The organism is Pseudoalteromonas aliena, assembly GCF_038155085.1.
Classification (GTDB): domain Bacteria; phylum Pseudomonadota; class Gammaproteobacteria; order Enterobacterales; family Alteromonadaceae; genus Pseudoalteromonas; species Pseudoalteromonas aliena_A.
The window spans coordinates 15,005-31,145 of sequence record NZ_JBAKAU010000026.1; the positions used below are offsets into that span (position 1 = coordinate 15,005).

At 36.9% G+C, this 16,141-nt stretch carries 12 protein-coding genes; 8 read left to right on the plus strand and 4 right to left on the minus strand.

All coding sequences use genetic code 11. The features are described from left to right. Positions 1-45 precede the first annotated feature (45 nt). The 4 genes from gyrB to dnaA are packed head-to-tail and all read right to left on the minus strand — an operon-like array spanning position 46 to position 6,103. Complete coding sequence (gene gyrB, locus V6260_RS17180) at positions 46-2,472, minus strand: DNA topoisomerase (ATP-hydrolyzing) subunit B (protein WP_341595363.1); 2,427 nt, start codon at positions 2,470-2,472, stop codon at positions 46-48. A gap of 12 nt (positions 2,473-2,484) precedes the next feature. After that, positions 2,485-3,579, minus strand: a complete 1,095-nt coding sequence (gene recF, locus V6260_RS17185; RefSeq protein ID WP_341595364.1) for a DNA replication/repair protein RecF — start codon at positions 3,577-3,579, stop codon at positions 2,485-2,487. Between the two features lie 15 nt (positions 3,580-3,594). Beyond that, the gene (dnaN, locus tag V6260_RS17190) at positions 3,595-4,698 is read right to left on the minus strand and encodes a DNA polymerase III subunit beta (protein ID WP_341595365.1); all 1,104 of its coding nucleotides are present in this window, start codon (positions 4,696-4,698) and stop codon (positions 3,595-3,597) included. Between the two features lie 13 nt (positions 4,699-4,711). Further along, on the minus strand, positions 4,712-6,103 hold the full coding sequence (dnaA, locus tag V6260_RS17195; protein ID WP_341595366.1) for a chromosomal replication initiator protein DnaA: 1,392 nt from the start codon (positions 6,101-6,103) through the stop codon (positions 4,712-4,714). A gap of 518 nt (positions 6,104-6,621) precedes the next feature. On the opposite strand from dnaA, the gene rpmH reads away from it, so the two are divergent. The 8 genes from rpmH (at position 6,622) to mnmG (ending at position 16,140) form a co-directional block, all read left to right on the plus strand. Next, entirely contained in the window at positions 6,622-6,756 is a 135-nt protein-coding gene (gene rpmH, locus V6260_RS17200) for a 50S ribosomal protein L34 (protein WP_004335215.1), read from the plus strand. A 7-nt stretch (positions 6,757-6,763) separates the two neighbouring features. After that, positions 6,764-7,186, plus strand: a complete 423-nt coding sequence (gene rnpA, locus V6260_RS17205) for a ribonuclease P protein component (RefSeq protein ID WP_341595367.1) — start codon at positions 6,764-6,766, stop codon at positions 7,184-7,186. Between the two features lie 131 nt (positions 7,187-7,317). Next, the gene (yidD, locus tag V6260_RS17210) at positions 7,318-7,593 is read left to right on the plus strand and encodes a membrane protein insertion efficiency factor YidD (protein WP_341595368.1); all 276 of its coding nucleotides are present in this window, start codon (positions 7,318-7,320) and stop codon (positions 7,591-7,593) included. An 8-nt stretch (positions 7,594-7,601) separates the two neighbouring features. Continuing rightward, positions 7,602-9,236 (plus strand): membrane protein insertase YidC, encoded by a 1,635-nt coding sequence (yidC, locus tag V6260_RS17215; RefSeq protein ID WP_341595369.1) that lies wholly within the window; start codon positions 7,602-7,604, stop codon positions 9,234-9,236. A gap of 158 nt (positions 9,237-9,394) precedes the next feature. Next, positions 9,395-10,759 carry a tRNA uridine-5-carboxymethylaminomethyl(34) synthesis GTPase MnmE gene (gene mnmE / locus V6260_RS17220; protein WP_341595370.1) on the plus strand — a complete coding sequence of 455 codons (1,365 nt, stop codon included), beginning with the start codon at positions 9,395-9,397 and terminating at the stop codon, positions 10,757-10,759. Positions 10,760-11,117: 358 nt separating this feature from the next. Then, a complete protein-coding gene (locus V6260_RS17225) occupies positions 11,118-12,296 on the plus strand; it encodes an acyltransferase (RefSeq protein ID WP_341595371.1) in 1,179 nt (392 codons plus the stop codon). A 1,076-nt stretch (positions 12,297-13,372) separates the two neighbouring features. Next, positions 13,373-13,822, plus strand: coding sequence for an FMN-binding protein MioC (gene mioC / locus V6260_RS17230; RefSeq protein WP_341595372.1), 450 nt, complete (start codon positions 13,373-13,375; stop codon positions 13,820-13,822). 428 nt (positions 13,823-14,250) lie between these two features. Next, positions 14,251-16,140, plus strand: coding sequence for a tRNA uridine-5-carboxymethylaminomethyl(34) synthesis enzyme MnmG (gene mnmG / locus V6260_RS17235; protein ID WP_341595373.1), 1,890 nt, complete (start codon positions 14,251-14,253; stop codon positions 16,138-16,140). Position 16,141: the final 1 nt, after the last annotated feature.

Below are 16,141 nucleotides of genomic sequence, written 5' to 3' on the forward strand. Positions count from 1 at the left end.
ATAAAAAAAGGAGCCATTAGGCTCCTTTTCAATATATTTATTCTTTTATACGTCTAGGTTAACTACACGTAATGCGTTAGTTTCTATAAACTCACGGCGAGGCTCAACTTGGTCGCCCATTAGTGTTGCAAACAATTGATCTGCAGCAACTGCGTCTTCAATAGTTACTTGCAACATGCGTCGAGCATCTGGATCCATTGTCGTTTCCCACAGTTGGCTAGGGTTCATCTCACCTAATCCTTTATAGCGTTGAATATAGATCCCACGTTTAGATTCTGTGATCAACCATTCCAAAGCATCCACAAAGTTATCAACAGGTTTTGTTTTCTCACCGCGTTGAATATATGCACCTTCACCAAGGATATTTGCAATGTTAGTACCAGTCACAGCAATGCGTTGGTAGTCACGTGATGCAATAAAGTCATGGTGAAGTACGTGAGCTTTATCAACACCGTGCTGACGAATATTCACAACCGGGAAGTATAGATTACGCTCAGCGTCATGCTCAGTACCCGCATGGAAAATTGTTGCATCTTCATCACGTTCAATCAGGTCATCAACAAGTTCTTTAGTCCAAGCAATTACTTTAGCTTCGTCTGAAAGGTCACCCGTTTTTAGCTCGCTTTGATAAATTAGGCGTTCCATTACCGTATTAGGGTATTTACGTTTTAGACGTTCAATTACTTTAACTGTATTTTGGTAATCATGAACGATTTTCTCAAGTGCCTCACCTTCAATGGCACTTGCATCTGCACTTGTATAAAGTGATGCATTATTTAGTGCTAGTGAAGTTAAGTAATCAACGAGTGCTGGATCATCTTTAATATAACGCTCTTGCTTACCTTTTTTCACTTTATAAAGTGGCGGCTGTGCAATATAGATATACCCACGTTCAACAATTTCCGGCATTTGACGGTAGAAGAAAGTAAGTAGTAACGTACGAATGTGAGAACCATCCACGTCCGCATCGGTCATGATAATGATACGGTGATAACGTAGTTTTTCAGGGTTGTATTCATCGCGACCAATACCACAACCTAATGCAGTAATTAGTGTAGCTACTTCTTGTGAAGATAACATTTTGTCAAAACGCGCTTTTTCTACGTTTAAAATTTTACCTTTAAGCGGAAGAATAGCTTGGTTTTTACGGTTACGTCCCTGCTTGGCTGATCCGCCAGCAGAATCCCCTTCCACTATATATAGTTCAGATTGGGCTGGGTCTTTTTCTTGGCAATCTGCAAGCTTACCCGGTAAGCCAGCTAAATCCATTGCGCCTTTACGACGTGTCATTTCACGTGCTTTACGCGCCGCTTCACGAGCACGAGCAGCGTCAATAATCTTACCGACAACAATTTTGGCATCCATTGGATTTTCTAATAAGAAATCAGTGAATTTTTCAGCCATTGCTTGTTCAACCGCAGATTTAACTTCGCTTGATACTAGCTTATCTTTGGTTTGTGATGAAAACTTAGGATCTGGAACTTTAACGCTAACAACTGCAGTTAAGCCTTCACGTGCATCATCGCCCGTTGCATTACTGGTTGTTTTAGCTTTTTTGTTAAAGCCTTCTTTTTCCATATAGTTGTTCAGTGTACGTGTTAGCGCAGATCTAAAACCGGCTAAGTGAGTACCACCGTCACGTTGTGGAATATTGTTTGTAAAACAGTAGATGTTTTCTTGGAAGCCATCGTTCCACTGCATTGATACTTCAACGCTGATACCATCTTCTTCACGTTCGTGAGTAAAGTGGAATACACCTTTATGCACTGGAGTTTTATTACGGTTTAGGTATTCAACAAATGCCTGAATACCACCTTCGTATTTAAAGTGGTCAGATTTATTTTCTTCACGCTCATCACTTAAAATGATACTAACGCCAGAGTTTAAGAATGAAAGCTCGCGTAAACGCTTAGCTAAAATATCGTAATGAAAATCTAGGTTTGTGAATGTTTCACCGCTTGGCCAAAAGCGTAATTCAGTACCTGTTGTTTCAGAGTCGCCAATAATAGCTAGTGGTGCATCTGGCACACCCATAGTATAAAACTGCTGATGAAGTTTACCTTCACGGCGAACTGTAAGCTTTAACTTTTCAGAAAGTGCATTTACAACTGAAACACCAACACCGTGTAAGCCGCCTGATACTTTATAAGAGTTATCATCAAACTTACCACCAGCATGAAGTACCGTCATGATAACTTCGGCTGCTGATACGCCTTCTTCTTCATGGATAGAAGTTGGGATACCACGACCGTTATCTCGTACTGAGACCGAACCGTCTAAGTGAATAGTTACATAAATATCATCACAATGACCTGCTAAGGCTTCATCGATAGAGTTATCAACTACTTCAAACACCATGTGGTGTAAGCCTGTGCCATCATCGGTGTCCCCTATATACATTCCAGGACGCTTTCTTACTGCGTCTAATCCTTTAAGTACTTTAATACTCGACGAGTCATAATTCTCAGACATGGTTAATCCCACTTATCTTGTTATTAGGTTGCCATGTTTCACGTGGAACATTTGTAGTTCTCGTTTCATGGGTTCCACCACAGCAGAAATACTTTCAGATAAAATTGAAGAAATAAAAATTTGAGAACTACAGTGAGCAAGTAATTGCCCCACTTTCTCTTTTGTATCTTCGCCTAACTCCGAAGGTAAATCATCTATTAGCAATATAGATTGCTTATCTGTCTCTGACTCAATTAAACTATTTTGCGTTACTTTTAACGCATACAATAGCAACTTTAATTGACCGCGTGAGAACGTGTTCTCCACGCTGTTGCCAGCGACACTAAAACTAAAATCAGCCTTATGAGGCCCTTTACTTGTAAATCCTTGGCGAGAATCTCGCTCAAAGCTTTGCTCTAACGCCTCGTTAAGAGATTCAGTCTCTTTCCATCCAGCGTTATAGCTAATTTCTAAATCGCGTATAAGCATTAATTCTGCACACATTTTATCAAAAAATTGCTGCTTAAACCTACTTATATACGCCATTCTTAATTTATTTATTTGTTCAGCCAGTCTAACAAATTCTTTGTCCCAAAACCTAATTTGGTCAAAATAATTCTTAGGCTTTGTTTTAAGTAGCGCGTTGCGTTGTTTTAATACTTTATTAAACGACTGCCATAAATAAAAAAACTCATGTTCCACGTGAAACAAACCTAAATCTAAAAACTTTCTGCGTTCTTTCGGGCCACCAAAAAATAAAGAATAGCTCTCAGGCGTAATTATTTGTACCGGCATTAATTGCGCAAGCTCAGACATTTTCCTACTTGCTTTGCCTTGGATTTTTAAATTAGTTTCACCACTTTGGGTTTTGCTAATACCAATGGGGATCGATAAATCATGAAGCGCTTTACGCCCATGAATTACAAATTGTTCTTGCTGATGCGAAATAATGCTTTTATGTTTTGGAGTTCTAAAAGATTTGCCGTGAGAAAGGTAATAAATAGCTTCTAAAAGGCTGGTTTTTCCACTGCCGTTTTCACCATAAATTATGTTAACGCCGTTGACTGGTTCTAGCGTCAATGCCTCAATATTACGAAAATATTTGAGGCTCAAATGACTTAAGCTCATTATATATTTATAGTCTTATAAGCGCATTGGCATAACGACATACATAGCTTCTTCATCACCTGCACCTTCAATAAGTGCACTGCTATTTGAATCGGCTAATGTAAATAAAACATCTTCAGTTTTTAATGTGTTTAAAACATCAAGTACATAAGACACATTAAAACCAATTTCTAAATCATCACCTTCGTAGTTTACTTCTACCACCTCTTCAGCTTGCTCTTGCTCTGGGTTATTAGCTGTAATTTTAAGTAAACCGTTTGAAAGATTTAATCGTACTCCTCTAAATTTTTCGTTAGATAAAATAGATACGCGTTGAAAAGCATTTCGTAACCACTCGCGGTTAGCTGTAATCACTTTGTCACCACCACGTGGTAATACACGGCGGTAATCAGGAAAACGCCCATCAACCAATTTACTGGTAAACGTGAACTCAACATCAATAATACGAATATGGTTAGCACCAAACTGAATTGTTACTAATTCATCATCAGCAACCATAAGGCGCATAATTTCTTGCACACCTTTACGCGGTATAATTAATTGGCGCTGTGTATTAAGTGATTGCGTCAGCTCTTTTTGAGCAATAGCTAAACGGTGGCCATCAGTCGCAACTGTTTTTATATCAGTGTTATCAACCTCAAACGACATACCATTTAGGTAGTAGCGTACGTCTTGATTAGCCATCGAAAAATGTGTGCTTTCAAGTAATTTACGAAGCTCTATACGAGTAAGTTGAAACTCAACTTCACCATCCCACTGCTCTAAATTAGGAAAGTCTTCAGCAGCTAGCGTAGTTAATGAAAAGCGACTTTTGCCACTTGTTAAAAGTAGCTGATGTTCTTGCAGACTTAAAGTAAGGTCTGAACCATCAGGTAGACTTTTACAAATATCGAGTAATTTTTTAGCAGGTAAAGTTAATTTTGTATCAGCAATATCTTCACCTACAAAAACGCCTGCAACCAACTCAATTTCAAGGTCTGTCCCAGTCATTGAAAGTTGCCCATTTTCTACCACTAGCAATACATTAGATAAAATAGGCAATGTGTGTTTACGCTCGATTGCTCCTGATACTTGTACCAATGGCTTTAAAAATTGTTGTCTTGATATTGTTATTTGCATAGTAAAGTCAGCCCTAAGATGACAATGTTCTTATTAAGTTTTGATAATCTTCTTTAATTTCATGGCTCTCATCGCGTAACGATTTGATCTTACGACATGCATGTAATACGGTCGTATGATCGCGGCCACCAAATGCATCTCCAATCTCAGGTAAACTGTGATTAGTTAATTCTTTAGATAACGCCATAGCAACTTGGCGTGGCCTTGCTATAGAGCGGCTGCGGCGCTTAGATAATAAATCTGAGACACGAATTCGATAATACTCTGCTACTGTACGTTGAATGTTATCTATGGTTACAAGCTTGTCTTGTAGAGCAAGTAAATCACGCAGTGCCTCTTTTACAAAATCGATAGAAATAGGACGACCAGTAAAGTTAGCATTAGCAATTACCCTATTAAGTGCACCTTCTAACTCTCGTACGTTTGAGCGCAATTTTTTGGCAATAAAAAAAGCAACTTCGTGTGGTAAGTTAATCTTACTTTGCTGGGCTTTTTTCATCAAAATAGCAACGCGAGTTTCAAGCTCTGGTGGCTCAATTGCAATCGTTAATCCCCAACCAAAACGCGACTTAAGACGGTCTTCGACCCCTTCAATCTCTTTAGGATATCGGTCTGAGGTTAAAATAATTTGTTGGTTACCTTCAAGCAATGCATTAAAGGTATGAAAAAATTCTTCTTGAGAACGCTCTTTATTAGCAAAGAACTGAATGTCATCGATCATCAATGCATCAACACTACGGTAATAACGTTTGAACTCTTCTATCGCGTTATTTTGTAGTGCTTTAACCATGTCTTGTACAAAGCGCTCAGAATGCATGTAAACAATTTTAGCATCAGGCTTATTAGCCATAATGCCATTACCTACTGCATGTAATAAGTGAGTTTTACCTAAACCTGTTCCGCCATATATAAATACAGGGTTAAAAGCAGAGCCTGGATTATCAGCAACTTGAGTTGCTGCAGCTTTTGCTAATTGGTTAGATTTACCTTCAACAAAGCTATCAAAGGTATAGTTTTCTTTTATATTAGATTTATAACCTGACTTAGGAGCAGGTTCAACAACAGGCTTTTGTTCACGAGGCTGTTGTTTTTCAGTTGTTTGCTGAGCACTTGGCGCTGATTGAGTTTCAACAGCTGGCGCAACTTGAGTGTTTAATAAAGGCTTACTACCTACATCAAAACGTAGCTCTGGTGCTTCTACACCACAAATTTCTACTAATAATTCGTTAATTCTATTTAGGTACTTTTCTCTAACCCAATCAAGCACAAAACGATTAGGTGCATAAATAGTTAAGGTATCTTCGGTACTTTCTGCTTGAAGTGGTCTTACCCACATACTGAATTGCTGCGAAGGCAGCTCATCTTGCAATACATATAAACAACTTTGCCAAACCGACAGATACACAGTTAAACTCCCAGAGATATAATTTTTATTCCCGCACATCATTAATGATTATAAATCATACATTTATCGCGTTCAAATGGTCCAATAAGCGACCCAAGACCGCGTATTATGAAGGCACTTTATCCACAAGTAAAAGATTGATTTTTATAAAATTGTTGATATTGATGTATAAAATCATTAACAAACTGATTTAAAACAGTTTTTATTTTAGATCCGAAGAGGGGATCATAACAAAATAACACCAAGATCGCGAACCAAATTTACGATCCAATTTTCTTTTCCCCCGCTTTTATTCACTTTTTATACAAGGGCTGTGGAAAACTTCTTATTTATGATGATCCTAACAGATCGCCCTACACGATCCCTTTATGAGTCATAAGTAGACTATATACTGCGAACGTAATTATGATTGACTTTGTGTTACTTACTCTATAATATCTCGCGCTCGCAATGGCACCTATGCCAGGATCGCGACCTGTATAGGATGTTTTAACTTTAACCGATCGGATGGGATTGTTATGAAAAGAACTTTTCAACCTAGCGTTTTAAAACGCAAACGTGCACACGGCTTCCGTGCTCGCATGGCAACTGTAAATGGCCGTAAAGTATTAGCACGTCGCCGCGCTAAAGGCCGCAAAGTTCTTTCTGCTTAATTTATAAGTGGAAGACTTTAGCTTTGGCAGGGAGTTACGTCTGTTAACTCCCTCGCATTACTCTCGCATATTTAATGAACCCGCTCGGGCTGCAACTCCTTTCTTTACTCTATTAGCTAAACCTAATGACCAAGAAAAACCTCGGTTAGGTCTTACTGTTGCTAAAAAACGTGTTAAAAAGGCATGCCAACGAAACCGTATTAAACGTCTTGCTCGCGAAAGTTTTCGTTTAAATCAGCATAACATTGATAATATAGATATTGTGCTTATGGTTAAAAATGGTATTGATGATCAGTCTAATGAAGAATTAACCAAACAGCTTACTAAATTATGGCGAAAAATTAACGAACGCTGTAAACCAGGTGCTCCTAAACCGCCACCTTTTAAGAAACGCCCAAACAAATCAGCTAAATCTAACAAACAAACCTAATTGCAATAGAATTGCAAAGTTAATTAATGTATCTTTAGCTCACCTTTTAATCATGCGTTTAGAATTTCTAATTGAGTATTTAAATACATGATATCTATCTCACTAAACTTATTAAGTAGGGGCATAACATCATGAGGTTATTTAAACCACTTGTTGCTTTACCGACGTTTTGTTTAGTGCTATTTATTCGCGGTTATCAAAAGTGGATTAGCCCGATGTTAGGTCCGCATTGTCGTTTTAATCCGACCTGTTCTAGTTATGCTATTCAAGCAATTAAATTGCATGGAGCGCTAAAAGGGAGTTGGTTAGCTTTAAAGCGCATATTAAAATGCCATCCTTTACATTCAGGTGGGGATGACCCCGTCCCTGAAAAATTAACCCATATTAACCACCAACACGAGAAATAAGAGCTGTTATGGAATCGCAACGCACGTTTTTATTCATTGGCTTACTGCTAGTATCGTTTTTATTATTCCAAGAATGGAATAATGACTACAATACTCCAAAAGCTGATCCAAGTGCCACAACACAAACACTACAAACAAATTCACCAGAATCGGATGACTATATTCCCTCATCGTCAGATTCTAATTTACCCGTTTCAACAAATTTAGCTAAACGTTCAGTTATTGAAATTACGACTGATGTTTTTAAAGTTAAAATTGACACCAAAGGCGGTGATATTGTTGAAGCAGACTTACTCCAATACGAAGAAGTAAAAGGTGAAGAAACACCATTTATGCTTCTAGGTGAGTTTGATGGCAATCAGTACTTTTCACAAAGTGGCTTAATTGGCTTAAATGGCCCAGATGCATCAGCAAATGGTCGCCCTACTTATCAAGCAACGCAAAAAGCCTACACACTAAGTGGTGATGAACTACGCGTACCTCTTACTTATGTTGATAGTAATGGCGTAAACTTTACTAAAACGTATGTATTCAAAAAAGGTCAGTACGATGTAGGACTAGAATACAAAGTTAACAATACCACTAGCGCTCCTGTTCAAGTACAGCTATACACGCAAATTAAACGCACTGTACAAGAAAAAGGCAGTATGGTTGACCAAAACTATTTAGGGTCTGCATTCGGCACGGATGAAGAACCATACGAGAAATATAGTTTTTCAGATATGGCTGACAAAAACCTAAATAAAAATACCCAAGGTGGTTACGTTGCGTTTATTCAGCATTACTTTGTAAGTGCATGGGTACCTAAGCAAGACGAAACACATACTCTTTATAGCTTAATTACAAAAAGTAATGCAGCTATTATTGGTTCTAAAGCAGAACCTGTAAACATACAAGCAGGCAGTGAACAAACACTAAGTGCTATTTACTACATGGGTCCTAAAGAGTCTGATATTCTTGAAGCGATTCACCCAGACTTAGACTTAACTGTAGATTACGGTTGGTTATGGTTTATTTCACAGCCTTTATTTGTACTACTAAAATGGTTACACAGTATTTTAGGTAACTGGGGTGTAGCAATTATTGCCATCACTATTATCGTTAAATCGCTAATGTACCCACTAACTAAAGCACAATACACCTCAATGGCTAAAATGCGTGCCCTTCAGCCAAAAATGGCTGCTCTTAAAGAAAAATATGGTGATGACCGTCAAAAATTCGGCCAAGCTACAATGGAAATGTACAAAAAAGAAAAAGTTAACCCTATGGGCGGCTGTTTCCCTATTTTATTACAAATGCCAATTTTCTTAGCGTTATTTTACGTATTCTTAGAGTCTACAGAACTTCGCCATGCAGAGTTTGTACTTTGGTTGACTGACCTTTCAGCACAAGACCCATACTACGTATTACCAATATTATTTGGTGCAAGTATGTTTGTGACGCAAAAACTACAACCAATGACGGTTACCGATCCAATGCAGCAGAAAATGATGACCTTTATGCCGGTTATCTTCTCTGTATTCTTCTTATGGTTCCCATCAGGTTTAGTTCTTTACTGGTTAGTGTCTAACCTTATTTCTATTGTCCAAATGTTAATCATCTACCGTGGCATGGAAAAGAAAGGAATTAAAGTAAGAGGCTAGCGCCTATACCCAACATCAAGATGGTTTGGGTATATTACTATAAAGGCGACTTCGGTCGCCTTTTTTATTGCCTGTTTTTTACCACAGCTATTCGCTACAAATAAATCGATAGGTTACAATACGGCCATAAAGTTACTCATCGTTGGCAAATTAATAGCATGATCAATCAAGATACAATTGCAGCACAAGCAACAGCACCAGGACGTGGTGGTGTTGGTATTATTCGCGTTTCAGGTGGCCTTGCTAAAAGTGTCGCTGAAAAAATAGTAGGTAAAATACCTAAAGTTCGCTATGCCGATTATGTGCCATTTAAAAGCCTTGCTGGCGAGCAGCTAGACCAAGGTATTGCCATTTACTTTGTAGGTCCAAATTCATTTACTGGCGAAGATGTACTTGAACTGCAAGGACATGGCGGCCCTGTTGTACTAGATATGTTACTTAAAGAAATTAGTAAAATAGAGGGCGTTCGTTTAGCAAAGCCTGGTGAGTTTTCTGAACGCGCATTTATGAACGACAAGCTTGATTTAACACAAGCAGAAGCTATTGCTGATTTAATTAATGCTACAAGCGAGCAAGCCGCTAAAAGCGCGCTACAGTCTCTCCAAGGTGAATTTTCTAAACACATAGAAACACTGGTAGAAAAAGTAATTCACTTACGTATGTATGTAGAAGCGGCAATAGATTTTCCAGATGAAGAAATTGATTTTCTATCCGATGGTAAAGTGTCAGGTGACTTAGACGCTATTGTTACTCAGCTTAATACTGTAACCAACCAAGCCAAACAAGGCAGCATCATGCGCGAAGGTATGCGAGTTGTTATTGCAGGCCGCCCTAATGCGGGTAAATCAAGCCTACTTAACGCTCTAGCCGGTCGTGAAGCTGCAATCGTAACAGAAATAGCCGGTACCACTCGCGACGTACTACGAGAGCATATACATATAGATGGTATGCCACTGCATATTATAGATACAGCAGGTCTACGCGAAAGCCCAGACAGAGTAGAGCAAATAGGTATTGAACGTGCATGGGATGAAATAAACCAAGCCGATCGCGTTTTATTTATGCTTGATGGCACTGACACTATAGATACTGACCCGCACAAAATTTGGCCTGAATTTATGGCAAAATTACCAGAAGGTATGGGGGTTACGGTCATCAGAAATAAAGCTGATTTATCGGGCGACATAGTCGGAATGGAGCAAGAGCAACAATACCCGGTCATCAGCTTAAGTGCTAAAAATGCTGACGGTATTGAACTTGTTCGCGAGCATTTAAAAGCCTGTATAGGCTTTCAAGGCGCAATAGAAGGTGGATTTATGGCGCGCCGTCGTCATTTGGATGCACTAGAAAGTGCTGCGTATCATCTAGATACAGGTAAAACGCAGTTAGAAATGCACGTAGCCGGCGAAATATTAGCCGAAGAGCTACGCCTAACGCAGCAGTACTTAAACGAAATAACCGGTGAATTTACCTCAGACGACTTACTTGGCAAAATATTTAGCTCGTTCTGTATTGGTAAATAACAAATAACTAGCCCTGAATAAAATTGTAGGGCTAGTTAACGTATAATTTAAGAGTTATCAAATACTAAGTGCAGTATTCATTATAAAGTAATAGCGTTTTTAGCAAAGTAATTTATAGAAATATCAAAAGTGAAATTTTGGTTAATTAATCTCAAAGACCATAGTTATAAAAATAAACTTGTCCTAATCAGCCCTCTCTTTGCAGTAAAAGTCCCCACACAAATCTATACTCGCGACATAATCTATAGACATTCTGAAATAAAGGTAACTCTGGTATAATTAGTCAATACAAGTACAACACCTCATAGCATATACTATTTATAAGCTGTTATTGAATACTCAAAAAGGAATGAACTATATGGAACAACCTAAACATTTAGCAGTAGAATCCATAAGAGGTTTTGCATGTTTTATGGTCGTTTTATCCCACCTAAGCTTAATATTTTTTCCTTACTTACATTCTTTTGGCGGTAAAACAGATCCAGCTATAAACCCTTTTCAAAGCTTTATTCATGAATCTCCCCTGGGTTTTTTTTATTCGGGAACATCTGCTGTTTTTATTTTTTTTGTTCTTAGCGGATACATTCTAACTAAAGTAGCTATTAAAAATAATAATTCGAAAAAAATAATATCAATGACTATAAAAAGATACCCAAGACTAATGGTTCCAGCTTTAGCCTCATGTATCCTAGCATATTTTGCATTTCAGCTTTTCGAATTACCAAGCGCTTTATTACCTGACTATGGAGATTTCTCTTCATCTTTAATTGGCGCTATTTATAGTGGGGTAATCGATGTATTTTTCTTATCAGGGCAAAGCTTATACAACCCAGTACTCTGGACAATGAAGATTGAATTAATAGGTTCATTCATTATCTTTTTTCTTTGTTTTAATAAAATAAAAATAAAATTACCGTATTTACCAGCCCTATTTATTATTACAACCCCTCTTCTTGTCATTTTTAAAATAATTAATCCAGATCTTGGGTTAGGAATTTTTTCATTTGTTATTGGGTATTTATTTTGTATTCATGGAAGAATGATAAATAAAAAATTATCATTTACATTATTTTTCATTGGGTTGTATTTAGCTGGAGCTCATAATGAAAGCTTATCATACCTACCTATAATTAGTATTCTCGGTAATATGACTTACAAGTTATGCAACTTCGCATCTGGCTTTTTTATTGTTTACGCTATTATTTTCAACAAAGAATTTAACACTTTGCTTTCAGGAAATCTTGGTGTTTTTATGGGAAAAGTTTCCTTTTCGGTTTATCTGATACATATGCCTATACTAGCAACATTAGGAGTGTTTACCTTTAATATCTTCTTTGACTACTTCAATCAATATGCAGTAGCTGCTATTTTATCTTCTATTGTGTCTATACTATCTACTTACACAGCATCTTTACTCTTTTATAAAGCTGTTGATTTACAAGGTGTTAAATTTAGTAACTTTATAGGTAATTCAGTGACTCCTATAACTCTAAAACTTAGTAAGTTAATAAAAAATCGCATAACAGCAAAAATCTAATGCTAATAAGTAAAAGCTACTTTTGTTCAATGAATGTAGCTTTTTGTTCTTACATTCAAAGTTATAAAAATAACGCTAATGTAAAAAAATTAGCTAAAAATCATTTTAAAATAAGATACTTAACTGTAATTTTAATCATTATTTCTCAATTTTTTCATAACTAAATAAGGTGAATTTTGTATACCATGACGCCTAACTAACGCTACCTTGATCAGCAGATTTCAGACTCCGCCCCATCGCTATTTGTATTTACTACATATCCATTAATCCCAGAACCAGAAATAAAAGACTGTTTACTACAAGTTATATCTAGGGCTGAACAAACCTTATTTGGTATAAATAAAGCTAATAGTAGCCAATCTATAACGTTATTTTTATAGGTAATTAATTAAAGTTTTGAGTTATTTAACATCAAAATTAGCTTAATTTTTAATAAAAAAACAGTATTTATCTAGGTAGTTCAAGCTAATGATTCAGCGTTAAATAATAGATATTATTTACTCCACCTACAAAGCACACAAAAATAGTAGATCTTAATACCCATAAAATTAAAAAATGCTGAGATCACTTATCCACAAAATCTAATTTTTAGCTCAAATTAATAGTCAATAGAGCTACCACACTTGAAAAAACCTAACGTTTTATTAAAAACTATCTGTTTATTTGCTTATTTTTAATTGATTTCGTTAGATCTGCTTAATTAGATCATTTAATAAAATTATTTTCGATCTAAATTTAAGGTTATCAACAACCTTTATATCCACATTATGCTTTTTATGCCTAGATTTACAATTAAGCCTTTTGCCAAATTTTAATATCAATAACTTAGCGAGTATTAAGCAACCTAAAAGTATATTTAAACAGAGCTTCCCCTACTGTTATCCACAACTTGATCAGAAGATTGCATTTAAAGATGTTTTATCAAAAACTTTCATATCAACAACTTAAGTGTGTTTTTTTAAATGAGAGTAAAATTAGCACAAAAATAGTTATACCAAAAAGCACTCTTAACTTTACTGTTACCCTAACTCGGTTATCATAGGCAACAATTAAAACCAATGTGATCACTAATATTCATGAGTTCAGTAAATCTTATTGTTGGCAGCCAAATGGGATCAGCCGAGTATGTTGCAGAGCAATTAAGTGATGCGCTTAATAATCTTGGTATTACTACGCAACTACATGATCAACCTGAATTTAGCGATATTGATCAAAAAAATACTATTTGGTTAATTTGCACATCAACTTATGGCGCAGGGGATTACCCTGAAAACTTTATCAGCTTTGTTAAAGATGTTACTCAAACTAATGATTTATCTGAATTAAGATATTCAGTAATCGCCTTAGGCGATACCAGTTATGACACTTATAACCAAGCAGGACGTAATATAGATGCCTTATTAACTCAAAAAGGCGCTACAAAAGTAGCAGAACGTTTAGAGCTTAATATTCTCGATGAGGCACTACCAGAAGACACAGCATTAGCATGGTTAGACTCTTGGGTAGCTCAGGCAAGCTTAAAATAGAGAGATCAAGTGAAAAGTTATATATAAAGTTACCCACAATTTACTAATAATTTAATAGATATTGTGGATAAATATTGAATAAACTGCATTTTAAAGTATGCCTATCCATGGGATAAGATCCAATTGATTCAGCCCTGTGTATAAAGTAGCTTTTTGATCAGAGCTTGTTTGCTGGATGATCCGATCATATTAACACCTTTAGATCTGATCTAATTTGATGTTTTAAATAAAGTTCTAAACCTTATCAACAGAAAAGTCGATCAGTAGTAGTAATAGTATTAAAAGATCTCTTTAAAAGATCCTTTATATTATTAGAGATCACATACTTAGATCTTGCTCTTTGTTTAATCATTTATCTTCTGCCAATTTCTAGGTAGAATACGCTCCCTTTTGAAGTTTACCGGTTTGATTTAAGTAGGATCCAATTAATGATTTTTCACGAAAATTTTGACGTTATCGTAGTAGGTGGTGGGCATGCTGGCACTGAAGCCGCATTAGCGGCTGCCCGTATGGGGATGAATACCCTGCTACTGACTCACAATATGGATACCCTTGGTCAAATGTCTTGTAACCCAGCTATTGGTGGAATTGGCAAAGGTCATTTGGTAAAAGAAATTGATGCGCTTGGCGGTGCAATGGCACAAGCCATTGACAAAGGTGGGATTCAATTTCGCACATTAAATTCTTCAAAAGGACCTGCTGTTCGTGCAACTCGAGCACAAGCAGATCGCGCTTTATACAAAGCAGCTATTCAGACAACGCTACAAAATCAAGATAACCTTAAAATTTTTCAACAATCATGTGATGATCTTATTGTTGAAAACGATCGTGTTATTGGCGTAGTAACTCAAATGGGTTTACGTTTTAGTGCTCCAAGTGTTGTTTTAACCGTGGGTACTTTTTTAGGTGGCCAAATACACATTGGTTTAGAAAATTATAAAGGTGGTCGTGCAGGTGATCCGCCATCAATCGCATTAGCAGAACGTTTACGCGAACATCCTTTTAGAGTAGATCGTTTAAAAACAGGCACTCCACCACGTATTGATGCACGTACCGTAGACTTTACAAAAATGGAAGAACAACCTGGTGATATGCCAACACCTGTATTTTCATTTATGGGTAAACAATCAGATCATCCACAGCAAATACCGTGTTACATCACTTACACAAATGAAAAAACACATGATGTTATTCGTAAGAACTTACATCGCTCACCTATGTACTCTGGTGTTATTGAAGGTATTGGTCCACGCTACTGTCCGTCAATTGAAGATAAAATTGTACGTTTTGCAGATAAAGATAAGCACCAAATATTTGTTGAACCTGAAGGTTTAACATCATACGAATTATATCCAAATGGTATTTCTACTAGTTTACCGTTTGATGTACAACTTGAGATTGTGCAATCTATTTCTGGTTTTGAACATGCACATATTTGCCGACCTGGTTATGCAATAGAATATGACTACTTTGATCCTCGTGATTTAAAACAGTCTTTAGAGACAAAATTTATCGAAGGATTATTTTTTGCGGGTCAAATTAACGGCACTACCGGTTATGAAGAAGCGGGTGCACAAGGCTTAATTGCAGGTATGAATGCTGCGTTGAAAGTGCAAGGTAAAGATTCTTGGACGCCACGTCGCGATGAAGCTTACGTGGGTGTATTAATCGACGACTTAGCAACACTGGGTACGAAAGAGCCGTACCGCATGTTTACTAGTCGTGCCGAATACCGTTTACTACTTCGTGAAGATAATGCAGATATTCGTTTAACTGAAAAAGGCCGTGAGCTGGGATTAGTTAATGACGAACGTTGGCAGGCATTTAACGAAAAAATGGAAGTAATTGAAAAAGAAAAACAACGGATCAAAGATACATGGATTCATAAGGATCACGTCGTTGTTGATCAAGTAAATGCATTACTAAAAACACCATTAACCCGTGAAGCTAGTTTAGAAGAATTACTCCGTCGTCCAGAGATTCGTTATAACGATCTTATGGCTATTGATGGTTTAGGATCTGAATTTACAAACACTGCAGCACTTGAACAAGTTGAGATCCATACCAAGTATGCAGGCTATATTGCGCGTCAACAAGATGAGATAAATAAACAGCTTCGTCATGAGCAAACAATTTTACCGAAAGAGTTTGATTACAAAACTGTATCAGGTTTATCAAATGAAGTAGTTGCTAAGCTTATTGAATCACGTCCAGACACTATTGGGCAAGCATCACGTATTTCTGGTATCACCCCAGCGGCGATTTCGCTATTATTAGTGTATCTGAAGAAGCAAGGTTTATTACGCAAATCTGCGTAAT